This window comes from Pseudomonas sp. NPDC086251, from assembly GCF_044746405.1.
Lineage (GTDB): Bacteria > Pseudomonadota > Gammaproteobacteria > Pseudomonadales > Pseudomonadaceae > Aquipseudomonas.
Map to the genome: position 1 here is coordinate 94,562 of NZ_JBIVBY010000017.1, position 26,521 is coordinate 121,082.

Here is a 26,521-nt window from a genome sequence, read left to right on the forward strand (position 1 = left end):
GCGACCGCCGCTTTTTCTGAAAAGGGATTGACCATGATCATCGTGCATCACCTGAACAACTCCCGCTCCCAGCGGATTCTCTGGCTGCTGGAAGAACTGGCCATCCCCTACGAGCTGAAACTGTATCAGCGCGACCCAAAGACCAACCTGGCGCCGCCGGAGTTGAAAGCGATCAATGCCCTGGGCAAATCGCCGGTGCTGGAAGACGGTGCGCAGAAGCTGATCGAGTCCTCCGCGATCATCGACTACCTGATTCGCCGCCACGGCAAGGGCCACCTGCAACCCGATCCATCCACCCCGGCCTACGATGAATACGTGCAGTGGCTGCATTTCGCCGAAGGCTCGGCGATGTTGCCGCTGATGCTCAACCTGTACGTCGGGCGCCTCGGTGAAGCCGGCGCGCCATTGCATCCACGGATCAATTCGGAAGTGGCCAACTACCTGAGCTACCTAGACACGGCACTGAGCCAGTCCGATTACCTGCTGGGCGATGAACTGACCGCCGCCGACATTCAGATGAGCTTTATTGGCGAGATCGCCAGAGCCCAGGGCAAGCTCGGCGGCTACCCTCATGTCGCGGCCTGGATTGAGCGCTTTCAGGCTCGCCCGGCTTATGCAGCCGCACTGAAGAAAGGCGGAAAATACGACTTCGCGCCCCATTGAGTGATCGCGTTCGGGCCACGGATGGCCTGCGCATCAGGAGCCAACCGCATGCTCTCGATAGAACTGCACGCCGCCCAGCGCGACGAACTGCAAACGATTGAAAACCTGATGCAGTTCTACCTGTACGACTTCAGCGAGTGGCTGCCGCTGAAACTCGGCGGGCATGGCTTCTTCAACGCCCAGCCTGAACCGGAGTACTGGCGAAACCCCGCTACCCGCCCGTTCCTCATCAACGTTGACGGTGAACTGGCCGGTTTCGTGACCGTGGATGATCGGACCCACCTGCCAGGCGCGGAGCACAACATCGGCTACTTTTTTGTCAGCCGACGCTTCCGTGGCCAAGGCGTCGCGAAGTTTGTCGTTTCCACCCTCTTGAGCCAAATCCCCGGTCAATGGCAGATTTTCCACATCGATGCGAACCCGCCTGCGCGGCGGTTCTGGGCCAGGGTCATGCCTGAGCTGACGCAAGGCGAGTTCACCTTGCATCAACGGCCTGTCGACGGTTACCCCTGCACCTTCTACCGTTTCACCGCATCACCGCCGTCGGCCTGACTGGCGTGTTCCGCTGCCCTTTTTAATTCCAAAACCACTTTGTCCGACAATATGTAGTGACTGAAAATAATCACTACATAACGGTTGACGACGCCGTTTTGGCCTTGCATGATGCAGACGTCTCCCCGATCGGGAGTACAGGCAACATGTTTGAGCAAGCTCGTCTGACCGCCGAGCTGTTTTTCCCGGATACACGCTGCCCACAAGGCAGATTGAAGAAACTGACCTGGCCCGAACGTCCAGTACAAGGACGAGAAGCGCTGGCGATCAATCCTCATGAAGCTTGTGGCCGACCCTGAAAACGTCGGTAGTGGCCTGAAGGTTTTCGCTGCTTCTCTTCGTTGTGACGCTATTGCGTAGCAGTTATTCAACACGACTACATGCAACAGACGCGAGACCCCGTCGATTTGGCGGCCGACCGCTGACGTCCTGGTTTCGGTGCCAGGGATCAACTAACCGATGGGCTACCTGTATTAGCGAATCAACTTTGAAAGATCACCAAATGGTCAAGGGGCTTTATTATGAATCTGAACAATCAACCTACTATCGATGAACTGGCTCGTATGTTCGCTGCGCAAAAAGACAGCCATGACAGCCACATTCTGTGGATCAGCAAGTCGGGCCAGGTTCATATCGACTGCCTGTCGCCTCACGCTCATGAAGCGGAGTTCGACAAGAACAACCAGAACCTGCTGGCCCGACTGAAGATGTACCGTCGCGGCCAAGGCTATGTCGGCAAGAAAGCCGCGGCCGACAAGGACTTCATCGGTCATGTTCTGCAAACGCTGAAACAGGCGTGGGCTTCGATGCAGAACCAGAACGAAGTTCGGGTGATTGACCGGTTCTACTGATACTTCCTCGGGGTTTTATTTCACACCCCTCACCTAAAAGGCCCCGCTCGTACTGTCGAGCGGGGCCTTTTTGTTTGTCTCGTGCAGCGCAAACAAAGCTATCGTTAAGCGTACGCGCCAAACCTTGGAGGTTAACGATGAAAACTGTCCTGACGTTCGTGCTGCTGGCCATAACGACTGTCGCCCAGGCCAACAGTGTCCCCGGCGTTCCCTCCTTCGACGTCGACTGCCCTGGAAAAATCCTGGTCCATGCGGATCAGGACGGCCCGGTGTTGATCAACAGCAAAGAAGCCGACACCAAAGCCATCGACGATCGCCGCTTCGAAGCCAAAGGATCGGGTGTCACACTCTCGATCGTCCTCGCCGATGACGACTCGGTGACCGTAAGTTCCACCGGCAAGGCGCCCAATGGTGTGTGCCAATCAGTGGATGACTGACCCCGTCACTCCACAGCAACCGCGCCCAACACCAGCTCCATAAAGGCCACTGACGCGGCACTGTGATAGTTGTTTTTGCGCCGAAGCAGCGCCGCACCGCGCTTGGGCGCCTCGCCCAGTAACGCAAGCTTGCGCAGCGCACGGTCCTCGGTGGCGATGGGTTCCGGCAGGATGGTGGCGATGGCCGTGTGCCGAATGACTTCGAGCAAGGTGCTGACCGAGTTGACCTCGATCACCACCTTCGGCGTGATCTGCTCCTGGGCAAAATACTCATCGATGCGCGTGCGGGTGACGAAGTCCGGAGCCAGCAGCGCAAACTCCAGTTGCGCCAACGCCTGCGCCGACAACGGCAGCTGGCTTTCATATAACGGGTGATCGCGCCCGACCATCACTCCCAATGTTTCGGTAAATGCCGGGATCGACTCGATGTCGGCGTTCCTGACCTGGGTGAACGCGATGGCGATGTCCAGTGAGTCATCCAGCAACCCGGCCTCGATGTCGTCCATCGACCACTCGAAAATCTGCAGATGGATGTTCGGAAACCGCGCCACGTAATCGCGCACCAGCGGCCCCACCAGGTACGCCATGAACGTTGGCGTCATGGCCAGGCGCAAGGTGCCGCGAGACAAGTCCTTCACGTCGTGCAGCGCACGCTTGCCGGCCTCCAGCTCCACCAGCACCCGACGGGCACACTCGATGTAAGCCTCGCCCGCGTCGGTGGGCTTGACCGTGCGCGAGGTTCGGTCGAACAGGCTGACGCCCAGGGTTTCTTCCAGTTGCCGGATCTGTTGCGACAGGGTCGGTTGGGATACGTGCAGCGCTTCGGCGGCGCGGGTGAAACCGCCGTGGTCGGCGACCGCCAGCAAATAGCGCAGATGTCGGAGCAGCATGGGAATCACCTTCTATAGGCAGCACTTATGCGTTGCATTGTATATCGGTCTTGGACGCTATGGATTGATCGGCAGAAGATGGCTCCACACCCAAGCAAAACCATCCGCGACAGGAGAAATACCATGCAACAGTCCCACGCTTACAACGACCCGAGTCTGGCCCTGACCACGTCGATCCTCGATGCCAAGGCACGCAAAAACCTGTCGTGGCAGGACCTGACCGACGGCACCGGCCTGGGCCTGGCCTACGTCACCGCCGCCCTGCTCGGTCAGCACCCGCTACCGGAAAGCGCGGCGAAAGTGATTGGCGAGAAACTCGACCTGGACGCCGACGCCGTGGCGCGCCTGCAAATCATCCCGCTGCGCGGCAGCCTTTCGGGTGTCCCGACCGACCCGACCATCTACCGCTTCTACGAAATGATCCAGATCTACGGCACCACCTTGAAAGCCCTGGTTCATGAACAGTTCGGCGACGGCATCATCAGCGCGATCAACTTCAAGCTCGACATGAAAAAAGTCGAAGACCCTGAAGGCGGCTCCCGCGCCGTGATCACCCTGGACGGCAAATTCCTGCCACTGCGCCCGTTCTAAGCCGCACCGTTACCTCTGTAGCAGCTGTCGAGCTCGCGAGGCTGCGTTCGGGCCGGGTCGCGCTCGACCGAAGTCCTCGTCGACCACCAGAACCAGGCGACTGCTTCGCAGCCGAACGCAGCCTCGCAGGCTCGACAGCTGCTACACAGGGTCATCATTTGATTCACGCATGAGGAATCCCCAATGAAAGCGCTCATCGAAGGTTTTTTGAAGTTCCAGAAGGAAGCGTTTCCACAACGCACTGACCTGTTCAAACACTTGGCCACCACGCAACACCCCGGCACGTTGTTCATCACCTGCTCCGACAGTCGTGTGGTGCCGGAACTGCTGACCCAGCAAGAACCCGGCGAACTGTTCGTGATCCGTAACGCCGGCAATATCGTGCCCTCCTACAGCCCGCATCCGGGGGGTGTTTCAGCCACGGTCGAGTACGCCGTCGCTGTACTGGGCGTGACCGACATTGTGATCTGCGGCCATTCGGATTGCGGCGCCATGACTGCCGTTGCCCAGTGCAAATGCATGGACCACCTGCCCGCCGTCAGCGGCTGGTTGCAGCACGCCGAGTCGGCGAAAGTCATCAACGAATCCCGTACTCACGCCAATGACGCGGCGAAAGTGAGTTCGATGGTCCGGGAAAATGTCATCGCGCAACTGGCCAATATTCAGACACACCCGAGCGTGCGACTGGCTCAGGAAAAAGGCCTTCTGAATTTGCATGGCTGGGTCTACGACATCGAGACCGGTTCGGTCGAGGCACTGGACGCCAACCACCGCACATTCGTGTCGCTGGCCGAGCACCCGAGCACCTGCGCGGTTTACGGCAAAGCGGTCGAAGCCGCTTGATGAGTGTTGGAACCCGCGTTCAGTCCCGATCAGGTGCAGCGCCCCCTTATGGGAGCGCTGTTCTCACTCAATCGCCACTGTTATAAATCATCCTTCCTGGTGGACGATTGTGGTCGGCTCTCAGGGCTCTCTTCGGCGTTGGGCGCGGTTGGAATGCTGCCAGGGGTGAACACGTGAGTCAGCAATTCCCTGGCATCGATGTCAACGACACCGGGAACCGAACGGGCCAAAGCAACAGCCTGCTCACACTGCTTATGGGTGTTGACGCGCCCGCTCAATGCCACCGTGCCGGCAAGGGTTTTGACATGGATTTGCAGGCCAAGGGATGGCGTGGCCATTGCCAGGGCTGACTTCACCCGGGTGGTAATCCAGGCGTCGTGCGCGACCGTTTCCAACTGATGAGAGTAATGACCAAAGGATTGAAGTTTCATGGCGGACCCCTCTCTCAAAACACAGACTCAGACACACACTAAGTATAGTGCGGCCCTCGTCTGCGGTCGGGGTACTCAGCGTTTGACCGACAGATCCGTCTGGGTCATGCGGCTGCGAATGGTGAACACGCCATCGCCCGAGAGAATCGCGCTGCGCGCAAACAGGCGCCCGCTCTCCCAGTTTGAAAGCCCCAATTCCGGCTTGTTCAGCGCGTATTGGCCGTCGACCCAACGGGTAATCCCGTTGCCGACAAAAGGCGCGTTGACCGCGTTGTAGAAGCGCTCCTGAGCCTCGGCAGCTTCACTGATCAACGACACGGTGAATTGCGGGCTGTAGCGATTGAACAAGGCGATGGACTGGTCCAGGTCGTCGACGATCTTCAGGCTGACTTCCGGGGTTTCTTCCCATTCCCACTCGCGGCCCAACTGATCCTCGGGCAACGGTTCGGCCAACGCTTCGGTTCGATAGCCTTCGGCGCGATACACCTCAACGCTGGCGGTCTGCCAATCGGCTGGCAACCACTGCTCGCTACCTTCAACGATGTGCAACTTGCAGCCTTGGCCCCGAGCGGTGCCAGCCTGTTGCAGTGCGTCGAGAAACAGCGGCACCAGTTCGCTGGCGCGGTCACGGTGGATGAGGCAGACGTTCAGGGTGTTGCAGACTTTGCGATCCAGCGAGTTGCGCACCACGGCGGCAAAGCGCTGGGCGTCGGCGTCCTGGTTCGCGATCAACCAGGCACCACCGGTGCCGTGCAGGCTGACGGCGGTGCCGGCCTGTTGCGCGATGCTGCCCAGTTGACTGACGGCACGTCCCGATCCACGGGCCACGGCCAGCGACAGGCGTCGGTCGGCGAACATCGCCCAGCCGGCGGCGTGATTGACGCTTTCCACCAGCGACACCGCACCGGCCGGCAGCCCTGCATCGGACAATGCCGGATTCAATGCATGGGTGACGATGGCTTGCGCCGTGCCCAAGGCATCACTGCCAATGCGCAGCACCGCAGTGTTACCCGTGCGCAATACACCGGCGGCGTCGGCGAAGACATTCGGCCGGCCTTCGAAGACGAAAGCGACGATGCCCAAGGGCGAGACCACTTGCTCGACTTTCCAGCCGTCATGCTCGACGCAACTGACCACTTTGCCACGGGTGGCCGACGCATCGCGCCAGGCCCGCAGGCCGGCGATCATGTCGGCACGCATGCGCTCATCGGCCAGCAGTCGCGTGGTAGAACGCCCGCGTGCCTTGGCTCGTTCGATGTCGGCCAGGTTGGCGGCCGCGATCAAACCCCAGCACTCCGGCGTTTCCAGACGTTGTGCAAACAGATCGAAGAATTGGCTGATCGCCTGATCCGAGACCGCAGATATCGCACTGAACGCTGCTTCGGCACGTTCGATGGCGACGGCTGCCGCTTGCTGATCGGCTACCGGAATCAACAACAACTCGCCGCTGACTTGCTCCACCAAAAGGTGGTCGCCGGGCTGAAAGCGCGCCGCCAATTCGGGGCTGACCACAGTGACACGATTACCAGCGAAAGGGATCGGCGTGCCAGCGACTAGACGTTCGAGCGCAAGAGACATGAAGCGGTTTCACCATGCAGTGGGCGGGCAGAAAATGTATAGGAAATTCCGCGAAGCGTCATTAACCGCGCGCCTGACCGGTGATCGCAAACCCGCAGCCCCAGCGCCCGGCCCTCCTACGCTAAAGAGGTAAACCAGCGTTTCCTGTTGCCGAAGGAGGCTGTCATGAGCGATGAATTCAAAAGTCATGGATCGGCTCTTGACGACGAAGGTCTGGCGAATGCCCTGGACCTTGCCAAAGTCAGTGCCGCGCAACTCTGGGCTGTTTTGGCGGTAGAAACCTCGGGCAACGGATTCTTTTCCGACCGCCGACCAAAAATTCTTTTTGAGCGTCACGTCTTCAGCCGTCTGACCCACCAGATGTTCGATGCACAACACCCGCAGATCAGCAGCAAAACCCCGGGCAATTACGGCGAGTCGGGGGCGCACCAATACGACCGCCTGAACCAGGCCATCGGCCTGAACCGAAACGCGGCGTTGCAAAGCACTTCGTGGGGACTGGGGCAGACGATGGGGTTCAATTTCGCGCACACCCATTCGGTGGATGTCGAGTCGATGGTCAAGCGCATGGTCGCCTCCGAGAACGAGCAACTGCTGTGCACCATTGGCACGTTGATCGAAGGCGGAGCAGTAGACGCGTTACGCGCCAAGGACTGGGCCAACTTCGCCCGCCGCTACAACGGCCCCAACTACGCCATCAACAACTATGACTTACGGCTCAGCGCCGCCTATCAAAAGTTCTCTTATGGCGGCACCCCGGACCTGAGGATTCGCATGGCCCAAACCTACTTGACGTACCTGGGCTTTCATCCCGGCACCATCGACGGCATCGTCGGCAAGCAAACCCGGGACGCGATGAATCTGTTCCAGGCGAAAGCGGGACTGGGGCCCACCACGGTGCTGGACGACGAAACGCTGGAGCTCTTGCGCAGCCGGATCGACGCGTTGCCGTTGTAACCGTAACGCCCCACCGCCCCCCTGTAGGAGCTGTCGAGCCGTGCGAGGCTGCGATCGGCTGCGAAGCAGCCGTAAACCCTGAACACGCGGTTTTCCTGATACACCGCATTGCCTGATTTCACGACTGCTTCGCAGCCGATCGCAGCCTCGCATAGCTCGACAGCTCCTACAGGGCCGATCGCAGCCTCGCACGGCTCGACAGCTCCTACAGGGGCTCGGTTTCGTTGAAGTGCTTACGTATCACAGTGTGTACAGCCCCCCTCTCGACACACCCCGGCCATAAAACCCCGCGTCAACGACACATCGCAGATACACCTGCTTGATGAAATGTGCCTGTCGATTGGCCAAGCCGATCAAAGCGCTCAACTCACTCAACGCTACGGAGTATCACCATGTTCAAGCTCTCGACTGCTTCGCTGACCCTCGGCCTGATCATCGCCGGTGGCCTGGCCCTGTCCAACGTCGCGTCGGCCTCCGAGTCCGAAGCGTTCAGCATGAAACAACTGGCCCACGGCTACAGCCAGGTCCAGGCCGATACCGCCGAGAAACCCGCCGAAGGCAAATGTGGCGAAGGCAAGTGCGGCGCCGGCGAGTAACCCATTGCGTGGGGCACGCCGTTGCCCCACACCCCTGACTGAACGGAGATCAACCCCATGAACAGCTCAATTTCTTCGGCCGTCAAAGGCCTGCACCTGAACCTCGACCGTGCCGGTGACTGGATCGCGCCGCTGACCCTGCGGTTGTTCCTCGCCTGGGAGTTCTTCGAGTCAGGCCTGGAAAAATGGAATGGCGACAACTGGTTCGCCGACATCCAGGACCGCTTCCCGTTTCCGTTCGACCACGTCTCGGCCACGCTGAACTGGGAACTGTCGATGTGGGCCGAACTGATCTGCGCCCTCGCCATCCTGATCGGCCTGGGCACGCGGGTTTCGGCCTTCATTCTGATCGTGGTGACCATCGTCGCGACCGCTGCCGTTCACTGGCCAGCCGATTGGTCTACATTGAGTGAGCTTGCACAGGGTTACTCCATCAGCAACAAGGGCTATGGCAACTTCAAACTGCCGCTGATCTACCTCGCGGCGTTTGTGCCTCTGTTGCTCTCGGGTGCCGGCAAGCTCAGTTTCGATGCGCTGCTGGCGCGATTCTTCTGGCGTCGCCACAACCGCTGATACGCCAGGGTCTCGATAAAGTCCCTCAATGTTGGAGCAACGGTCATGAGCCTCACTCTCTACGGTTTTGATGGCAGTACGTATGTGCGCACGGTGAAGATGCTGCTGGCGGAAAAAGACGCCGACTTCGATCAGGTGCAGGTCAACGTCATCAAAGGTGAGCCGCACCTGCCAGAGCATTTGGTGCGTCACCCTTTCGGCAAGGTGCCCGTCGTCGACCACGACGGTTTCCGCATCATCGAAACCGCTGCGATCGTGGCCTACCTGGACGAAGTCCTGCCAGGCCCGTCGATCACACCGGATAACGCCCATGACCGTGCGCGTACCCACATGGCCCAGGGCATTTACGATGCTTATGGCTACGGCAACCTGGTGCAGGTGTTCGGCTACCATCTTTTTCCTGACTTTATTGGCGGGCAAAATGAAGATTCACGCCGCAAAGGGATCGAGAATTCGAAACGCGTGCTGCGTGAACTGATGAAAATAAAAGGCAGCGATCCGTACATCGCCGGTCAGGAACAGAGCATCGGCGACTTTTACCTGGCACCGGGTTGTGCCTATATAGCGATGACCAAGGATGCGCCGCAGGTATTTTCAGTAGACGGTTTCAGCGAATGGTGGAAACGTATGCAGGCACTGCCAAGCTTCCAGGCCACACAGCCACAGTAAGCTTTACCCCACCTCAATTGCGTAGACAGGAGCCACCATGAGCGTGACCACCCAATGGATCGAGATCGACAGCGACGAAGGTAAATTCGGCGCTTACCTGGCGATTCCGCATACCCGCAAAGGTCCGGGGATCGTGCTGATCCAGGAGATCTTCGGCGTGAATGAACACATCCGCTCGGTCGCCGAGCAGTACGCGGCTGATGGTTACCTGGTGATCGCACCGGACTTGTTCTGGCGCAACGGCCACCGTATCGAACTGGCCTACGACGAAGCCGGCTGGAAACGCGCCGTCGAATTGATGAACGCCACCGATGTCGGCAAGGCACAAGCTGACATCGAACTGGCCATCGATGCCTTGAAAGCCCGGCCGGAGCTGGACGGCGGCATCGCCTCGCTCGGCTACTGCTTCGGCGGCTTGCTCTCTTACCTCACCGCCACTAATGGGCTGGTGGACGTCGCCGTCGCCTACTACGGCGGCGGAATCCAGAATCACCTGGACCGCGCCGATCAAATCGATGTGCCGCTGTTGATGCACTTCGGCGAAAATGACAGCCACATTTCACTGGAAGCCGTGGAGCAAATCGCCGAGCGTTTCGAGAACAACGACAACGTGGAAATTGTCGTGTATCCGGAAGCCGAGCATGGCTTCAACTGCTCGCACCGCGACAGCTACAACCAGCGCACCGCGGCTGAGGCCCATGGCAATACGTTGATCTTTTTGGGCCAGGAACTGTAAGGCCCGATGAGTAAAAGGGGACTTACACCATTTGGGTGGAAGTCCCCTTTTTTGTGCCGGTGATGGCCTCATCGCGGCCAGGCCACCCGCCTATCCTGTAGGAGCGAGGCTTGCCCGCGAAGGGAACGACACGGTCCCAAGACGTTAAAGGCTGATTTCTTCCACCCTGTCGATCACTGCCAGCCTCGAATGAGCGCCACGTTCATGGACATGAGCCTGCGGTGTGCGGTCGATCAGCAGGCTCAGCAGTTCCGGACGGCTGTAGTGGCCACGGGAATCCATCATGCGTTTGCGCCTGTCGATCAGGCTCATGTCCAGGTCGACGATCACCTCGCCTTCACCTTCAGTCAGCGCACCGAGTATCACGCCATCCGGGCTGATGATCGCGGTGAAGCACCCACCGGAAATCGGGCCGATCGGGCAACCGGTGTCGGCCATGATCTGTGCCTGTTGCTCAGGGCTCAGCCAGGCGGTGGAGTTGACCACAAAGCACGCCGATTCCAATGCATGCTGGCGGATGTTGACTTCCATTTGCGAGGTGAACAACGGTCCGGCAAACGATCCTGGGTACATCGACGCGTGGATTTGTTCGCCGTCGGCCATCAAGGCGTAACGGGCCAGCGGATTGTAATGTTCCCAGCAGGCCAACTGACCGATGCGCCCTACCGCGCTGTCGGTGGCGCGAAGGCCAGAGCCGTCCCCCATGCCCCAAATCATACGTTCGTGATAGGTCGGGGAAATTTTGCGGCGATGCTGGATCAGTGTGCCGTCAGCATCGAACAGCAACTGCGCGTTGTACAACGTGCCGCCGTCACGCTCGTTGACGCCGATGGACACGACCATGCCAGCCTGTCTGGCAGCGGCACCGATGGCATCAGTGGCGGCCGACGGAACGGTCACGGACTGATCCAGCAGTTTGAGGTGTTCGGTGCCCATTTCGAACGGCGACTGTACGAACGAAAAATACGGGTAGTACGGCACGATGGTTTCCGGGAACACGGCGAACTGCACACCTTGATCACCGAGTTCGAGAATCTTCTGGACAACTTTATCGACAGTGCCTTCACGGCTGTAGAGTACGGGGGCGATCTGGACGGCGGCGGCTTTGATGAGGGTCATGGCGGTGATCTCATTGAGAAAGTGGGCTTCAACGAGATCAACATTACGCCAATAATATTCAGACCCAAATGTCGTATACACCACCTTTTAGGACACCTTGACATCTGTAGGAGCAAAGCTTGCTCGCGAAGGCGTTCTTGAAGACGCCTTCGCCGGCAAGCCGTGCTCCTACAGGGTGTGTCATTCAGGCTCGGTTGGCGCGTTGTATGACTTGGGGGGGCTGGCCGAACGCGCGGATAAACGCCCGACGCATGCGCTCTCGATCACCAAAACCGGTATCGGCAGCCACCACATCAATGGAGTGCCGCCCGGTTTCCATCATCAGGCGCGCGGATTCCACCCGCAGGTTTTCGATGGCCTTGGCCGGTGATTGACCGGTTTCGGCATGGAACACCCGGCTGAACTGACGAGGGCTCAAATGGGCCGCGTTGGCCAGTTCCTCAACCGACAGCGCGGACTTCAAGTTGTGCTTGGCGTAGGTCAGCGCGGCCTGGATGCGGTCGGTCTTGGGCTCAAGTTCGAGCATCACCGAAAACTGCGATTGCCCGCCCGCGCGCCGGTGGTAGACCACCAATTGCCGGGCCACGCGCCGCGCCACTTCGGCGCCCAGGTCGTTCTCAACCAGGGCCAGGGCCAGATCGACGCAGGCGCTCATGCCCGCCGCGGTCCAGAGGTTGCCGTCGTTGATGAATATCCGGTCTTCTTCCACCTTCACTTTCGGGTACGCCCGCTGCAACGCCGGGGCATGGCACCAATGCGTGGTCGCCCGTCGGCCATCGAGCAAACCGGCCTCGGCTAGCACAATAGCGCCGGTGCAGATCGAGCCAAGGCGCCGGGTGGTCCGGCTGGCGTTGCGCAAAAATTCGACCATGCCCGGCGTTGTCGGGCGGACCAGGTTGTCGCCCATCACCAGCAGCGTATCGAACGCACGCTGATCGAACGCCGTGGTTTCCACGCCGAACCCGGCGGAGGTCTGCACGGTTCCACCGTGCTCGGACAGCAAGGCAATGCTGTACACCGGTTCGTCGGCGGCCGTGTTGGCCAACTCGAACGTGGCGCACATGGCCAGGCCGAGCACCTGAAAGCCGGGATAAACAATCAGTCCGATGTTGTGCATGGCAGCCGCCCCTCTTGACCGTAAAAGTGGCATAACTGTTTTTAGGCCACTAAATTGCACTGTACGCCCAAATCGGGTCTATACATAACTGTTATCAGTTGGCCGAAAACAAGAGGCACAGGCCATGGACAACCACGGTTCAGGCACTAACCTGGCGTTTTGGCTGCCAGGCAGTGCGGTGATCCTCAGTCTCGTGGTCTCGATGTTCGCCCTCAACCGCGAGCCGTTCCTTGAACCGCGGCCCATCGGCGCCCAGTTCCAGGCGCAACTGCCCATCGAAGCTCGGCTCTGGCAAGACCCATTCGACGCCGTCGAGCGTTATCGCAAGAAGCTCACCGACAGCAAGAACCCGGATGCGGACAATGTGTGCAGTGCCGACATGGCGTCGCTGTCCGGCGAAAATGCAGCGCCCGATGTCATGGTGGCGCTGGTCGAGGGTGGCCCTTACGCCGACGAAGTCGAACGGCGCCGCCGCATCCGCTACGCCTTGCTGGCGGGGTTCAAGAATTCCCATCGGGTGCCGGATCAGGAACAGTACATCCATTGCTTGAGACTCGCCGCTGACCTGTCGGTCGATGCACCGCAGAAACAGGCCTTCGTCGACGCGCCCTATGAAATTTTCGTCTCCAACCCCTTCGATCCGCCGACCGCACTGGAAGGCGCCCCACCGCCGCCTGACCGAACGATCGTGTTCTGGTTGAAACAGGACGCACTCGGTTCAACCCCGTTGCAGCAGCTGGAAAAACTGCGCGCAACCCTGAACCACAAAATCGCTCAGGGCTGCACGCCAAACCCCTGTACAGCGCCACCCGACAACGCCGTTCTGAAAGTCATAGGCCCTTCCACCTCCACCGTTCTGCGCGACATGTTCCAGGACCAGGACCTCGGCAAGGCCACCGCGACGGTCGAGATTTACTCACCGCTGGCCACGGCCGACAACGAAACCCTGGATCGCGGCTACAAGAAACTTTCGCCACCGCTGGCAAGCAGACCACCGATGAAGTTGCTGCGCACCGTCAGCGACGACGGCACCATGACGCAGCTGATGCTTGAGGAATTGAAGCTGCGCCGTGTCGACCCGGCCGCTGGCGTGCGGTGCAGCGAAGGCAAGCTGCGACGCATCGGCTCGCCATGCACCCGTGACCTGCGCCGCAGCGGCAATCGCATCGCCTTGATTTCCGAGTGGGACAGTTTCTACAGCCGCGCGCTGATCGAAAGCTTCAAGTCGCAGGTCGCCAACGACGCCCGCCTCGGTAACGATGATAAAAACCAGCGGTCGGTGGTTGATCAGTGGATTTTGCGCTTCAGCTATTTACGCGGCCTGGACGGACGCCTGCCCGAGGAGTCGGCCAGCAACGACAAAAACGCCGCTGCTGATCCCGGCAAAAACAGCAAAGACGCCACCCAGATTGATCTCAGCCCACTGGAGAAATCCGATGGCAACTCCCAACTCGATTACCTGCGGCGTCTTGCCGACCACATCGCCAGCGAGGACGCGGCGTATAGGCGCAATGGCGAAAGCGGCATCGGCGCCATCGGTGTGCTGGGCGTCGATGCCTACGACAAGCTGCTGGTGTTGCAGGCGCTGAAGAGCCGGTTGCCGTACAAACTGTACTTTTCCACCGACCTCGACGCGCGCATGTTGCAGCGGGGCCAGGCGCAAACCACGCGCAACCTGATACTCGCCGCGCCCTATGGCCTGACGCTGACCCGTGCGCTGCAACAGGACGTGCCGCCGTTTCGCGACAGCCTGCAAAGTGCGGTGTTCATCTCGGTGCTGGCCGCGCTGGCGCCACAATCCTTCGACGCCAAACGGGCGAAGTTCGACTATTCAAAATCCGAGCTGCTGTCGCCGGGGATCTATGAGGTGGGCATCAGCGGCTTCATTCCGCTGGCGAGCCGGCTGACCGCTTCACGCCCGGCCAACTGCGAGGCCCCGACCCAATCCCAGTCCGATCGTGGCGTCCGTCCGCACGACCTGATGGCGCTGCGTTGCCTGCAGGATCCCTCGCCACCGCCCTACCCTGAACCGTCCACGTCGATCCGCGAGCGCTTCAAGCAGGCCCAATCGTTTTTCTGGGCCGGGCCGCTGACGCTCACCCTGCTGATACTCGCCGGGTTCATTGTCTGGTGGAAAATCGAAGGCCCGCGAGATGATCACGATCCCCGGCTGGCCTGGGTCCGGGGCGTACCGATCACGCTGTACATGGTGGCAGCGGCCTGCGCCTTTATCGCCACGCGGTTCTGGCACGCGGAGTTTCTCTGGTTCACCTTCGTACTGATTCTGCTGGGTATCGTCACGTCGAACCTGACCCGGCGCTCCGCAAGAAAACTGGCGATAGCGCAGGATGTGACGGGCAACGCCAGCACCGGCCTGTACGACTCTCGGGCGTGGTACATCGTGGTTCCCCTGGTGATGTTTATCCTCGCCTTGATGATGGCGTATCAGATGCGCAGCACCTTGACGGAAAACGGCCTGGGTGAACCGATGTTCCTGTTCGAAGGCATCAGTGCCTGGCCGACCATGGCCCTGCGACTGCTGGCCGTGCTGATATCGCTCGCGGCATTGGCCTGGGGCTGGCGCAACCTGCGCGTCAATCGGGCCGAGATCGAGACCGCGTACCACCTGACCCTGCACATGCGCAAATACGAGATGACCTTATGGGGTCAGCTCCGGCGTTTGATACGTCGCGGCAAGGGCTGGAAGTTTCGGCGCTGGTGCAACGAGTTCGGGCATTGCCTGCTGCTGATTTTTTTCCCGCTGATGAGCACTAGCGAAGAGTGGTCGAGGTCCTGCGCACCGGCTCAGGCCACCTGCGCGGACGGGCGCAAGCTGATCTCCATTGCGCGCTTCTGGGGTGAGCACTGTGTGTGCGGTTCCTTCGGTGCGCGAATGCTGCGGGCCATGCTCGCGACGTGGGTTTATGTGGTCGTCACCAGCGTGCTGTTTGTCGTCTGGCCAATGGAAGGCATGCCCGTTCGCGGCCATTCGATGTGGTGGATGATGGGCTGGTTGCTGCCCACGCTGATTTTCCAGGTGCTGGTGTTCTGGGTGGTGGACGCCAATCTGCTGCTGACGCGCTTCATCCGCCACCTCAGCGAACACCATGCGATCTGGCCCGGGACCTTGCAGGCGGAGCACAAGAAAACCTTCGGCATGCTCAGGCATCCGTGCATCGATGAGTGGGTGGATTTGCAGCTGATCGCCAAGCGCACCTCGGCGGTCAACCGGCTGATCTATGCGCCGACGGTGGTGATGTTGATCCTGCTGGCGTCGCGCAGCAGCCTGTTCGATAACTGGCCGACACCGCCGGGCCTGATCATTTCGTATTTGCTGACGGCGCTGGTGCTGCTCGTCTCGGCATTGTCGCTGCGGCGCGGCGCGGAAAAGGCCCGCACGCAGGCCTTGCAACGACTGGACGCCTTCCTGCTGCAAACACCCGAATCATCGCCCTGCTACGAGAAATTCAAGATGATCCGCGAGCGCGTCGCGACGCTCAATACCGGCTCATTCTCCCGCTACTCCGAGGATCCGTTGATCCGGGCGCTGCTGCTGTCGCTGACCGGCATCGGCGGCTCGGCGATTGTCGATGCGTTGAACTATGCGAAGTTTTAGCGCGCCGTCATGGCGCACCGGCGTGCACGACATCCAGCGGCAGGTTTTCGCCTAAGACCGTATAACCAACCGTCTGCGGCCAGGTGAATCGATAGACCGTGGCAGACGGCTCGGGGTGGCATTTGCCGTTATCCGCATCGACACCGACCATCGACCACTGCGCACCAGAGGATTTACCCAGTTCACGGGCAGACTGGGGGTCGAAACAGCGATTCAGCACCTCATCCGGCACCATCGCGTAGGCTTGCGGATGTTCGCGCAGCCATTGCGCCGCCCGCTCCACCGTGGAATCGAGCATGCCGAAATGCACAATCGGCTGGCGGGCGAACAACCAGTGGCCCTCGCTCCAGTTGACCAATACCAGCTCCGCGCCGTGGCTCAGAGTATTCGCCTGCGTCATGATCAGCTGATCCGGATTGACCCCGTCCTTGACCGGCTCGATGAAACCGCGGGTGAACCACAGCACAAACCAGGTCGTAACCAGCGCCGGGAAGGCCCGTCGAAACCATGGGCGCTGGCGGAACCAGCGCTGCAGCAGCCACGGGATCAGCGGCGCGGCCACCAGCACCAATCCGGGCAGCGCCGGGTAGATGTACAACTTGCGTTTGCCGCTGCTGATACAGAAAAACAGCACCACCAGCGCAACCCAACCGAGCAGCACCAGCACCCGACCGTCGCGTTTGCTCAACTGCCGACGCCAGGCCGGCACCAGCCATGGCAAGACCAAAACCAAAGGCAGCCAATACTGCGGAATGACGTTGACGAAGAAATACCAGAACGGCTCGCGGTGGTGCCACGCGGCGGCGTAGCGCCCGGCGGTCTGGCGCAGGAGGATTTCCCGTGCATAAGCGATTTCGTCAGCGCTGCCATTGAGTGCAATGGACAGCGCCAAGGGCAGCAGCCAGATCGCAATCGCCCCGAGCATCACCACAAAGCCCAGCAGCCACTTGCGCGCCTCGCCCGGCATGGCCACCACGCCCGGCCAATCCTTGCGCACCGCGTAGGCATACGGGATCAGCATCAGCGCCGGCAGGAAGCCGACACCTTTGGTGATCACGCCAATCCCCATCGCGGCGCAGCCCACATAGAACCAGCGCCACGCCGGGCCGAGCAGCAAGTGACGCGCCACCCCATACAGGCCCAGCGAGGTGAACAGAATCAAAAAGCTGTCGATCTGCCCGGTGCGCAGGATGCTGTAGGTCTGGTAGGTCGCCAGGTACAGCAGCGCGGCCGTGCGAGCGGTGCGCTGATTCCAGAGCCGGCGGCCCAGGTCGTAGACGATCGCCGTCACCGTCACCGCCGAAAACAGCCCCGGAATGTACAGGGCGATGTTGGGCTTGCCGGTGAGCCAGACGAAGAACGCCACCGTCCACATGAAGATCGGCGGTTTGTCGCCGTAGATCTCCCCGGCGCGGTGTGGAATCAGCCATGAACCGTTGTTCAGCATTTCCAGCGCCACGCCGAGGAAACGTTCTTCATCGACGTTCTGCGCCGAACGCAGCCCCAGGCCTGCACCGATCAACAGCAAGGCAAGCAGCATCAGGCCCAGGCATTCGACCCTGGGCGATAGGGTTCGGCGCATGACTTATTCCTTGAGGTGTTTGCTTTTGGCGATCAATTGCAGGTTGCGCAGATACACGATGGAACCAAAGGCCTGGCCAGCAATGAACACCGGGTCTTGGCGGTAAATGGCGTAGGCGAACAGCAAGGTGCTGCCGACAATGCTCAAGTACCAGAAGCTCACCGGGATCACGCTGCGTTTCTTGTATTCGCTGTACAGCCACTGCAAGACGAAGCGACCGGTAAACGCAATCTGCCCGGCAAAGCCAATCACCAGCCACAGGACTTCTCGCGACAAAGTCATGCGTCGACCTCCTGGGCGTTGGTGTTCAGGCGCGTGCGTTTGATCAGCCACCAGACACCGATCAGGTCGAAAACGCCCACCAGTGCGCGGTCGAGGTTGCCGTACTTTGACACACCCGCCGTGCGCGGTCGGTGGTTGACCGGGTGGACGATCATTCGCCCGTTGTGGCGCTGGATCAACGCCGGAATGAAGCGGTGCATATGGTCGAAGTACGGCAGGTGCAGAAAGGCCACGCGCTCGATCAGCTTCAAGCCGCAACCGGTGTCCGGAGTGGCGTCCTTGAGCAGGCGACGGCGCAGGCCGTTGGCGAAACACGAGGCCCAGCGCTTGCTCGCGGTGTCGCGGCGGTTGGTGCGGTGGCCGGCGACCAATTGCACGTCACCCCTGCCCCGCTCGCCACGCACCAGTGCCAACATGCCCGGAATGTCCGCCGGGTCGTTTTGCCCGTCGCCATCGAGCGTGGCCAGCCATTGCCCCCGCGCTTCACGCGCCGCATGGTAGAGCGAGGTGCTTTGCCCCAGCGAACGTTCGTGACGCAGGATGCGCAAGGTGTCCAGGCCGCTGTTTTTGATCTGCCGCAATTCGTGCAGCGTGGCATCGGTGCTGCCGTCGTCGACCACGATAATTTCATAAGCCTCGTCGGCCAGCGCCACGCGTATTTCTTCAAGCAAGGGCTTGAGGTTGTTCGCTTCGTTTTTTGCTGGAATCAGTACCGATACAAAAATATCCTGGCTCATGGAGTCCCCATTTATCCTCATCACGCAAGCCGTGTAGGCGCTGGCTTGCCAGCGAAAGCGCACTTGAGGACGCTTTCGCGGGCAAGCCTCGCGCCTACAGATGGCCGTCACCGAATTCAAATCTGATAAAACTGCCGATACCACTTCACGAATTCCGCCACGCCGGTTTCAACTGATACCTGCGGACTGAAGCCGACCCACGCCGACAGTGCCGACACGTCAGCCCAGGTCTTGACCACATCACCGGCCTGCAACGGCATGAAGTTGCGCTGGGCCGGTTTATTCAGCGCCAGCTCCAGGCACTCGACGAAATCCAGCAGCGCCACCGGCATGCCGCGACCGATGTTGAACAATTGGTTCACGCCAGCGGCCTCACCCTCCGGCACTGGCGGGCGCGAGCGCAGACGGGCGATGCTTTCGACGATGTCATCGATGTAGGTGAAGTCGCGCGACATCTGGCCCTGGTTGTAGATATCAATCGGCAGGCCTTTGAGGATCGCGTCAGTGAATTTGAACAGCGCCATGTCGGGCCGGCCCCAAGGGCCGTAGACGGTAAAGAAGCGCAGGCCGCTGGCCTTCAGGCCATACAGATGGCAATAGCTGTCAGCCAGCAATTCATTGGCGCGCTTGGTGGCGGCATACAGCGAGATGGGGTGATCGACGGCGTCGTCGACACTGAACGGCATTTTGCTGTTAGTGCCGTACACCGAACTGCTCGAGGCATAGATCAGATGGTCAGGGCGATGGTGTCGGCAGGCTTCCAGCATATTGAGGAAACCCACCAGGTTGGATTGGGCGTAAACGTCCGGGTTGTCCAGCGAGTAACGCACGCCGGCCTGCGCCGCCAGATGCACCACCTCGGTAAATCCGTGTTTATCGAACAACGCCAGCAAGGCCGGTTTATCGACGATGTCCATTTTCTGGAATCGAAAACCCGGCAAGGACTCCAGCGCTTTGAGACGCGCCTGCTTGAGCGTGACATCGTAGTAGTCGTTGAGGTTGTCGATCCCGACCACGTCATGTCCGTCCAGGCACAAGCGCCGGGCGGTGTGAAAGCCGATGAAACCGGCGGCGCCGGTAACCAGGACAGTCATCGCGCGCTCGCTCGGGCAACCGCTGCCCGCCGATGCGCATTCATCGGTGCATTGTGGCTGATTAACACCCTCTTCAGCTTCATCTGATGTTCCTGCTTATGGCATCACTGACGCACTGTTGCGTCGTGAAACTTATAAAACAGAAATATTTCAGTTTCGGTAACGTTGAGGTATGTCTGCAAAAAACAGTCAGAAATCGACGCGCTACTTCGCATCCCCTCCATGCGGTTTATAAAACCGGAACAGGCCGATGTCCACGGTTTTGATGTACTCCCTGGCCCAATCCGGCTTCACGGTGCGGTCATGGAAATACAGCGCGCCCTGGGTGCGATCCGGCAATTGCTTGTTCAGCGCCTTGCGGGCGATTTCTTTGGCCAGCGCGTAAGGGACTTCTTCCTGAACCGAATCGGATTTGCCGTCACACCACCACGAGAACTGGCAGCTCCTGGTTTCCGAACCTTGCTTGACCACACCGCACACCGTATCCGGAAAACCCTCGTGGCCCAGGCGGTTCATGACGACGTTGGCGACCGCTTCCATGTCGGCGGAGTCCTTGCCTTTGGCTTCCCAGTAAATCGAACGGGCCAGGCAGGTGATTGCATCGTCCAGCGGCGCGGCGCCGGCCGGGTCCACGGCCTGGACTTCGGATTGGGTAATGGCCTGGGCTTTGGTTGCCGGTGCGGGGCTGCTGTTCTCCGCCGCTTTGTGCTCAAGCACCTCGGCCTTGTCTTCGGCTACTTTTTGTTTTTGCTCTTGATCCGCCGCGAATGCGGGGCCGGCAAGCAGAGTGAGTGCGAGGCAGGAGGCTATCCAGTCGAAGCGCATGGTGGGAATGACTCAGTGGGCAATATCGTTTCAGTGTAGTAGTGAAATGATTGCACCCTCTCCTGACATTCTGGAAAATCCGTTGCCTTTGATGGGGCAACTTCGCGCATCATGGGCGCAGTCTGCTCAAGGGGGATTTCCATGCGCTTCACATCATCCGCTATGCGTCTTGCCGGGTTGTCAGTGGGACTGCTGTTCGCTGCCAACGCCGTGGCGAGCGACGAGTCACAGCTGATCGAGTCGATCAATGTCTACCGCAGCCAGTTGCAACGCTGCGCCGGCCAGGTCTCATCGGAGCTGCCGCCGCTGTCGGCCGATCCACGCCTGGCGCTGTCCGAAACCAGCGTCCGCAATTTGCAGCAGGCCATGGTGACCGCGGGTTATCCGATGAAGAATGTGCAGGCGATCAGCTTGTCCGGGCCCCGTGATGCGGCCTCGGCGATGAAGGCGATCCAGGAAACTTTTTGCCAGATCGTGCTGGACCCGCAATTCGTCGATGTCGGCGTCAGCCGTCAAGACCGCGAATGGCGCATCGTCGTGGCTCGTCCGCTGTTGAGCGCGCGCCTCGGTGATTGGCAGGTGGAAGGCCAGAAACTGCTGGCCGAGCTCAATGTCGCCCGCACCCGGCCCCAACAGTGCGGTGGACAATCCTTCACCGCCACCACGCCGCTGACCTGGAACGCCATGCTGGGAACAGCCGCCGAAACGCATTCGCGGGACATGGCCAATAACAACTTCTTCGACCACAAGGACCGCGATGGACGCACACCGGGTGACCGGGCGGAACTGGCGGGATACGACGCACAGCAGATCGGCGAGAACATCGCCGCCGGGCAAGACACCGTGCGCAAGGTGGTCGATGGCTGGCTGGCCAGTCCCGGTCACTGCGCAAACCTGATGAACCCGCAGTTCCGCGATGCAGGGGCGGCCTATGCGGTCGATCCGAAGAGTGATGCGGGGATTTACTGGACGGTGATGTTTGGTGCGCAGTGAACAACCGTAGCCGGCAATCATCATTTTCTTTGATCTTTTAAATCATGAAGCCGAATTTTTTATTTGCCTGCGACCTGTTCAATATGGCACCACTTTAAACAGCTTGGACGTTGGCCTCATGAATCTTAACTTTGCATTTGCCTGCATGATCGTTGTTTCGTTTGCGATTGCGTTGGTTCATGGCTGATTGGAATCTCCCACAGGCGATCTCCAGTGAACACAAAACCTGTGAACAACCTGGAACTAATGTGGGAGCGGGCTTGCTCGCGAAGAGGCCGACACATCCAACATCAATGTCGCCTGACAGTCCGCTTTCGCGAGCAAGCCCGCTCCCACACTTGATCTCCAGTGAACGCAAATTCGATGACCAACCTGGAACCAATGTGGGAGCGGGCTTGCTCGTGAAGAGGCCGTCACATCCAACATGAATGTCGCCTGACAGTCCGCTTTCGCGAGCAAGCCCGCTCCCACACTTGATCTCCAGTGGACACAAAATCAGTGAACAACCGGGACTCCTGTGTGGGAGCCTGCTCGCGATGAGGCCGGCACGTTCAGTACAAATGCCAGCCCGCCATCGCAAGCTCAAACCTCAGCCTGCACCACTTCGATCCCCAGCTTGCGGTAATCCTCGATGTTCCCCGTCGCCACATGACGCTCGGTGATCAACATCTGCAGGCGCGAACACGGCGCGACCACGAACGGTTCCACTGCCCCAAGTTTGTCTGCCGTGGTGACGGCAATCACCTGTGAGGCGCTGTCAAACAATGCCTGTTTCACCGGCACCTCATCGAAATGCAGTGAGCTGATGCCCACCTCCGGATGAATCGCGCAGACCCCAGTGAACAGCACGTCAGCCTTGATGCTCTGCAACAAGCGCACGGTCTCGTGACCGCTGACCGACATCGTCGCCAGGTTGAGTTGCCCACCCGCCAGAATCACCTTGATGCCTTTGTATTCCGCCAAGGTAATCGCGGTCATCGGCGAGGTCGTGATCGCGGTGATGCAAATATCCAAGGGCAACGAACGCGCGATTTGCAGCGTGGTGGAGCCGGAATCGAACATCACGATTTGCCCATTCTCCACCCGCGCGGCCGCAAGCTGCGCCAGATGAGTCTTCACCTCATCGGTTTCGCTAACCCGCGTGAAATAATCCTTCCCTGTGTCCTTGGGACGCGGCAGCGCCCCGCCGTGCACCCGCTGCACCAGGCCGGCGGCGGCCAGCTCCGAGAGATCCCGACGAATCGTGTCTTCCGACACTGCGAAATGCTGGCTCAGCTCGGAGGCCATGACCTTGCCGTCGCGTTCGAGGATGAGCAGGATTTTCTGCCGACGGAGCTGGGGAAGCTCCGCTGCTGAATGCTGATCTTGCATGCTTATGCCTGTTTTTGCGTGTTTGTGCGAGATTAGCCAAACCGCCGCGCAAACACAATCCGCTCGACAGCTCCTACAGGGGCGGCGTTGTTGGTGAGATTGCGTCGGGGATGCGTTGTTGCTGAGATTGCGTGGGGCCTGACTGTTTTCTGGCACACTCCCCCGGCGCCCCCCAGCCAGAGCAGTTACCCATGGATTTTTCCCTTGTCGTCAACGGTTTCCCGCTCACGCCTGCGCAACCCGAGACACCAGTTCCCTGGTGGAGCTTTACCAAAACGCTGCTCTCGGCGGCGGCCCTGACACTGGTGCGTGATGGCTTGGTCGGCCTTGACGACGCCGTGCCTGAAGGCCCCTTCACACTGCGCCAACTCCTGCGGCACGAGGCCGGGCTGGCGGATTATGGCGAGCTCGCCGATTACCACGCCGCCGTGGCCCGCGCTGACACCCCGTGGCCGGTCGATGACATGCTGCAGCGTCTTGACGCCACCCGGTTGCGCTATGCACCAGGGAATGGCTGGCGCTATTCGAACGTCGGCTACCTGTTTGTCGCCAGACTCATTGAACGCATGACCGGCCTGCTGCTTGAAGCGGCGCTGACCCAGCAGGTGCTCTCGCCCCTCGGCTTAATGCGCACACGCCTGGCCACGACGCGCACCGATCTGGCGGGTGTAAACATGGGTGCCGCGTCCACCTACGATCCCGGCTGGGTCTATCACGGTCTGCTGGTCGGCCCACTGGATGAAGCCGCGCTGTGCCTGGACCGCCTGCTGGCCGGACACTTCGTTCCTGAATCGTTGCTGCGAGAGATGCAAACGGTGCACGCCTTGGGTGGACCGATTCCCGGACGCCCGTGGCTTTCACCCGGTTACGGTCTGGGCCTGATGCAGGGCGCGGTGGAAGGTGGCCTGACCTTGAGCGGACACACCGGCGGCGGACCGGGCAGCGTCGTCGCGGTCTACCGCTGCGTTAATGGCAACGATACGGCCAGTTGCGCGGTGTTTCATGAAGGCGCCGGTGAAGGTGCCGCCGAAGCAGAGGCAGTGCAGCGCCTGTCGGCAATCCTCGGGAAGGACTAAAGGAATCAAAACCTGCCCCACGTCATGATCTATAACCACTGTTGGCATTACTCTGGATCAGGGCAGCTTGAAGGCGCCCTTTGACATTGATCTCTTCAAAAACAGCAGACAAGTGAATGTCGCTAGGAGATTCGCCGCATGAAAGCTTTGAAAATAGCCGCCAGTGATTCCGTGTTTGATTGTTTCCAGACCTCACGGGAAGTGGTCCCGCTCAATCAGACCGACTACACCGACGTCGCGGTCGCGGTATTCTCGGTGGAAGATGTGATCGCTGGCGCCCTGGACGACATCCAGCGGACCGGTTTTGATATTCCGATTTTCCTGGTCACCGCCCCCGGCACCGGCACACGCGCCCGGGACGTCTACCAACACCTGGAAGAGGTGCTGCTGCAGGTCAACGGCATTTTTGATCCCTCGCGCAACAACGCCGAATACCATGGTCACCAACTGGAAACGGCCGCCAAGGCTTACGAAGAGAGCCTGCTGCCGCCCTTCTTCGACTCGCTCAAACATTACACCGAATCGGCCAACGCGACGTTCGCCTGCCCCGGCCACCAGGGCGGCCAGTTTTTTCGCAAGCACCCGGCTGGCCGGCAGTTCTTCGATTTCTTCGGCGAGACACTGTTTCGCGCCGACATGTGCAACGCCGACGTCAAGCTCGGCGACTTGCTGATCCACGAAGGCCCGGCACTGCTGGCGCAAAAACAGGCGGCGAAGGTGTTCAACGCCGACAAGACTTACTTCGTCCTCAACGGCACATCGGCCTCGAACAAAGTCGTGACCAACGCCCTGCTCACCCCTGGCGACCTGGTGCTGTTCGACCGCAACAACCACAAATCCAATCACCAAGGGGCGCTGATCCAGGCCGGCGCCACGCCGGTGTACCTGGAAACCGCGCGCAACCCTTATGGCTTCATCGGCGGTATCGACGCCCATTGCTTCGAAGAATCCTACCTGCGCGAACTCATCAGCGAAGTCGCGCCGGACAGGGCCAACCTGCCACGGCCGTTTCGCCTGGCGATCATTCAACTGGGGACCTACGACGGCACCGTCTACAACGCCCGCCAAGTCGTCGATCGCATCGGCAAACTGTGCGACTACATCCTGTTCGACTCGGCGTGGGTGGGTTACGAACAGTTCATCCCGATGATGAAGGATTGTTCGCCGCTGCTGCTTGATCTGCATGAAAACGATCCCGGCATCTTTGTCACCCAATCGGTGCACAAACAGCAGGCAGGGTTTTCCCAGGCGTCGCAGATTCACAAGAAAGACCGCCACATCAAAGGCCAGGCCCGCTATTGCAACCATGCGCGGCTCAACAATGCGTTCATGGCCCAGGCGTCGACCAGCCCGTTTTACCCGCTGTTCGCCTCACTGGACGTGAACGCGCGCATCCACTCCGGCCGCAGTGGCTTGCGCCTGTGGGAAGACTGCGTGAAGTTCGGCATCGATGCGCGCAAGTTGATCCTGGAAGCGTGCACCATGGTCCGCCCGTTCGTGCCGGACACCATCGAAGGGCGCGCGTGGGAAGACTATCCCACTGAAGAAATCGCCAATGACATCCGGTTTTTCGAGTTTCATCCGAAAGACCGTTGGCATGCTTTCTCCGGTTATGGAGACAAGCAGTACTTCATCGACCCGTGCAAGTTGCTGTTTACCACCCCGGGCATCGACCCTGTAGATGGCAGTTACACCGACTTCGGGATTCATGCCGGCATCCTGGCCAACTTCCTGCGGGAGAACGGCATCGTTCCGGAAAAGTGTGACTTGAACTCGATTCTGTTCCTGCTCACCCCGGCCGAAGACTGGGCGAAGATGACCCATCTGGCCGCGCAGCTCGCGCGCTTCGAACGCTTCATCAATGATGACGCACCGATGAGCCGGGTGTTGCCGGCGATCTACGCGCGGTACGAAGAGCGCTATCGCAACTACACGATTCGCCAGCTCTGCCAGGAAATGCACGACCTCTACCGCAACCACAACGTCCAGCAATTGCAGAAGGCAATGTTCCGCAAGGAACACTTCCCGAAAAAGGCGATGAACCCTCAGGCGGCCCAATTCGAGTTTATTCGCGGCAACGTTGAGTTGGTGGCATTGGCAGAGGCGGACGGTCGTATCGCCGCCGAAGGTGCCCTTCCGTATCCACCCGGCGTGCTCTGCGTCGTACCGGGGGAAATCTGGGGAGGTGCGGTGCTCAAGTACTTCCTCGCGCTGGAGGATGGCATCAACTCACTGCCCGGTTTCACCCCGGAACTTCAGGGCGTGTACTTGAAAGAAGATGGGGGTCGCATTCGCGCCTATGGTTATGTGATCAAGAACTGACCCCTGCCCATGACGCCACC

Annotated in this window: 26 protein-coding genes; 15 read left to right on the forward strand and 11 right to left on the reverse strand. The window is 60.0% G+C overall.

Annotated features, from left to right (window positions below; genetic code table 11):
* Positions 1-33: 33 nt before the first annotated feature.
* The 4 genes from ACIPL2_RS20445 to ACIPL2_RS20460 all read left to right on the forward strand — a co-directional run bounded on the left by ACIPL2_RS20445 (position 34) and on the right by ACIPL2_RS20460 (position 2,503).
* The gene (locus tag ACIPL2_RS20445; protein ID WP_401358937.1) at positions 34-663 is read left to right on the forward strand and encodes a glutathione S-transferase family protein; all 630 of its coding nucleotides are present in this window, start codon (positions 34-36) and stop codon (positions 661-663) included.
* Positions 664-711: 48 nt separating this feature from the next.
* Positions 712-1,215: a GNAT family N-acetyltransferase gene (locus ACIPL2_RS20450; protein ID WP_401358939.1), complete on the forward strand. Its 504-nt coding sequence runs from the start codon at positions 712-714 to the stop codon at positions 1,213-1,215.
* 521 nt (positions 1,216-1,736) lie between these two features.
* Positions 1,737-2,066 (forward strand): hypothetical protein, encoded by a 330-nt coding sequence (locus ACIPL2_RS20455; RefSeq protein WP_401358941.1) that lies wholly within the window; start codon positions 1,737-1,739, stop codon positions 2,064-2,066.
* 137 nt (positions 2,067-2,203) lie between these two features.
* Positions 2,204-2,503 (forward strand): hypothetical protein, encoded by a 300-nt coding sequence (locus tag ACIPL2_RS20460; RefSeq protein WP_401358942.1) that lies wholly within the window; start codon positions 2,204-2,206, stop codon positions 2,501-2,503.
* A 5-nt stretch (positions 2,504-2,508) separates the two neighbouring features.
* Here ACIPL2_RS20460 and cynR read toward each other — a convergent pair whose 3' ends face one another.
* A complete protein-coding gene (cynR, locus tag ACIPL2_RS20465) occupies positions 2,509-3,393 on the reverse strand; it encodes a transcriptional regulator CynR (RefSeq protein ID WP_401358943.1) in 885 nt (294 codons plus the stop codon).
* Positions 3,394-3,516: 123 nt separating this feature from the next.
* On the opposite strand from cynR, the gene cynS reads away from it, so the two are divergent.
* Both cynS and ACIPL2_RS20475 read left to right on the forward strand, forming a co-directional pair.
* Positions 3,517-3,984 carry a cyanase gene (gene cynS / locus ACIPL2_RS20470; protein WP_201112519.1) on the forward strand — a complete coding sequence of 156 codons (468 nt, stop codon included), beginning with the start codon at positions 3,517-3,519 and terminating at the stop codon, positions 3,982-3,984.
* Positions 3,985-4,167: 183 nt separating this feature from the next.
* Positions 4,168-4,827 carry a carbonic anhydrase gene (locus tag ACIPL2_RS20475; protein WP_401358944.1) on the forward strand — a complete coding sequence of 220 codons (660 nt, stop codon included), beginning with the start codon at positions 4,168-4,170 and terminating at the stop codon, positions 4,825-4,827.
* A gap of 80 nt (positions 4,828-4,907) precedes the next feature.
* Here ACIPL2_RS20475 and ACIPL2_RS20480 read toward each other — a convergent pair whose 3' ends face one another.
* Together ACIPL2_RS20480 and ACIPL2_RS20485 are read right to left on the reverse strand one after the other, a co-directional pair.
* A complete protein-coding gene (locus tag ACIPL2_RS20480) occupies positions 4,908-5,258 on the reverse strand; it encodes a BON domain-containing protein (RefSeq protein ID WP_401358945.1) in 351 nt (116 codons plus the stop codon).
* 75 nt (positions 5,259-5,333) lie between these two features.
* Positions 5,334-6,836, reverse strand: a complete 1,503-nt coding sequence (locus ACIPL2_RS20485; protein ID WP_401358948.1) for an aldehyde dehydrogenase family protein — start codon at positions 6,834-6,836, stop codon at positions 5,334-5,336.
* A gap of 165 nt (positions 6,837-7,001) precedes the next feature.
* On the opposite strand from ACIPL2_RS20485, the gene ACIPL2_RS20490 reads away from it, so the two are divergent.
* The 5 genes from ACIPL2_RS20490 (at position 7,002) to ACIPL2_RS20510 (ending at position 10,367) form a co-directional block, all read left to right on the forward strand.
* Positions 7,002-7,793: an N-acetylmuramidase domain-containing protein gene (locus ACIPL2_RS20490; RefSeq protein ID WP_401358950.1), complete on the forward strand. Its 792-nt coding sequence runs from the start codon at positions 7,002-7,004 to the stop codon at positions 7,791-7,793.
* Between the two features lie 392 nt (positions 7,794-8,185).
* Positions 8,186-8,389, forward strand: a complete 204-nt coding sequence (locus tag ACIPL2_RS20495) for a hypothetical protein (protein WP_150632833.1) — start codon at positions 8,186-8,188, stop codon at positions 8,387-8,389.
* Positions 8,390-8,446: 57 nt separating this feature from the next.
* On the forward strand, positions 8,447-8,962 hold the full coding sequence (locus tag ACIPL2_RS20500; RefSeq protein ID WP_401358953.1) for a DoxX family protein: 516 nt from the start codon (positions 8,447-8,449) through the stop codon (positions 8,960-8,962).
* Between the two features lie 45 nt (positions 8,963-9,007).
* Positions 9,008-9,631, forward strand: coding sequence for a glutathione S-transferase family protein (locus ACIPL2_RS20505; RefSeq protein ID WP_401358955.1), 624 nt, complete (start codon positions 9,008-9,010; stop codon positions 9,629-9,631).
* A 37-nt stretch (positions 9,632-9,668) separates the two neighbouring features.
* A complete protein-coding gene (locus ACIPL2_RS20510) occupies positions 9,669-10,367 on the forward strand; it encodes a dienelactone hydrolase family protein (protein WP_401358958.1) in 699 nt (232 codons plus the stop codon).
* A 144-nt stretch (positions 10,368-10,511) separates the two neighbouring features.
* Here ACIPL2_RS20510 and ACIPL2_RS20515 read toward each other — a convergent pair whose 3' ends face one another.
* Together ACIPL2_RS20515 and ACIPL2_RS20520 are read right to left on the reverse strand one after the other, a co-directional pair.
* Positions 10,512-11,486, reverse strand: a complete 975-nt coding sequence (locus tag ACIPL2_RS20515) for a nitrilase-related carbon-nitrogen hydrolase (protein WP_401358961.1) — start codon at positions 11,484-11,486, stop codon at positions 10,512-10,514.
* 184 nt (positions 11,487-11,670) lie between these two features.
* Positions 11,671-12,603, reverse strand: coding sequence for a GlxA family transcriptional regulator (locus ACIPL2_RS20520; RefSeq protein WP_401358963.1), 933 nt, complete (start codon positions 12,601-12,603; stop codon positions 11,671-11,673).
* Positions 12,604-12,727: 124 nt separating this feature from the next.
* On the opposite strand from ACIPL2_RS20520, the gene ACIPL2_RS20525 reads away from it, so the two are divergent.
* The gene (locus tag ACIPL2_RS20525; protein ID WP_401358966.1) at positions 12,728-16,219 is read left to right on the forward strand and encodes a hypothetical protein; all 3,492 of its coding nucleotides are present in this window, start codon (positions 12,728-12,730) and stop codon (positions 16,217-16,219) included.
* 7 nt (positions 16,220-16,226) lie between these two features.
* Here ACIPL2_RS20525 and ACIPL2_RS20530 read toward each other — a convergent pair whose 3' ends face one another.
* The 5 genes from ACIPL2_RS20530 to ACIPL2_RS20550 form a co-directional block, all read right to left on the reverse strand.
* Complete coding sequence (locus ACIPL2_RS20530) at positions 16,227-17,801, reverse strand: ArnT family glycosyltransferase (RefSeq protein WP_401358968.1); 1,575 nt, start codon at positions 17,799-17,801, stop codon at positions 16,227-16,229.
* 3 nt (positions 17,802-17,804) lie between these two features.
* On the reverse strand, positions 17,805-18,083 hold the full coding sequence (locus ACIPL2_RS20535) for a lipid-A-disaccharide synthase N-terminal domain-containing protein (RefSeq protein WP_047528080.1): 279 nt from the start codon (positions 18,081-18,083) through the stop codon (positions 17,805-17,807).
* Complete coding sequence (locus ACIPL2_RS20540; RefSeq protein ID WP_401358970.1) at positions 18,080-18,820, reverse strand: glycosyltransferase family 2 protein; 741 nt, start codon at positions 18,818-18,820, stop codon at positions 18,080-18,082. Before ACIPL2_RS20540 ends, ACIPL2_RS20535 begins: the two co-directional genes overlap by 4 nt.
* Before the next feature lie 116 nt (positions 18,821-18,936).
* Positions 18,937-19,914, reverse strand: a complete 978-nt coding sequence (locus ACIPL2_RS20545; RefSeq protein ID WP_401358973.1) for an NAD-dependent epimerase — start codon at positions 19,912-19,914, stop codon at positions 18,937-18,939.
* A gap of 204 nt (positions 19,915-20,118) precedes the next feature.
* Positions 20,119-20,739, reverse strand: coding sequence for a cell wall hydrolase (locus ACIPL2_RS20550; RefSeq protein ID WP_401358976.1), 621 nt, complete (start codon positions 20,737-20,739; stop codon positions 20,119-20,121).
* A 141-nt stretch (positions 20,740-20,880) separates the two neighbouring features.
* On the opposite strand from ACIPL2_RS20550, the gene ACIPL2_RS20555 reads away from it, so the two are divergent.
* The gene (locus ACIPL2_RS20555) at positions 20,881-21,732 is read left to right on the forward strand and encodes a CAP domain-containing protein (protein WP_401358978.1); all 852 of its coding nucleotides are present in this window, start codon (positions 20,881-20,883) and stop codon (positions 21,730-21,732) included.
* 582 nt (positions 21,733-22,314) lie between these two features.
* Here the strand turns inward: ACIPL2_RS20555 and ACIPL2_RS20560 are convergent.
* Complete coding sequence (locus ACIPL2_RS20560; RefSeq protein ID WP_401358981.1) at positions 22,315-23,103, reverse strand: DeoR/GlpR family DNA-binding transcription regulator; 789 nt, start codon at positions 23,101-23,103, stop codon at positions 22,315-22,317.
* 191 nt (positions 23,104-23,294) lie between these two features.
* Here ACIPL2_RS20560 and ACIPL2_RS20565 point away from each other — a divergent pair, with 191 nt between their 5' ends.
* Together ACIPL2_RS20565 and speF are read left to right on the forward strand one after the other, a co-directional pair.
* Positions 23,295-24,179, forward strand: a complete 885-nt coding sequence (locus ACIPL2_RS20565) for a serine hydrolase domain-containing protein (RefSeq protein WP_401358983.1) — start codon at positions 23,295-23,297, stop codon at positions 24,177-24,179.
* A 138-nt stretch (positions 24,180-24,317) separates the two neighbouring features.
* The gene (speF, locus tag ACIPL2_RS20570; RefSeq protein ID WP_401358986.1) at positions 24,318-26,501 is read left to right on the forward strand and encodes an ornithine decarboxylase SpeF; all 2,184 of its coding nucleotides are present in this window, start codon (positions 24,318-24,320) and stop codon (positions 26,499-26,501) included.
* Positions 26,502-26,521: the final 20 nt, after the last annotated feature.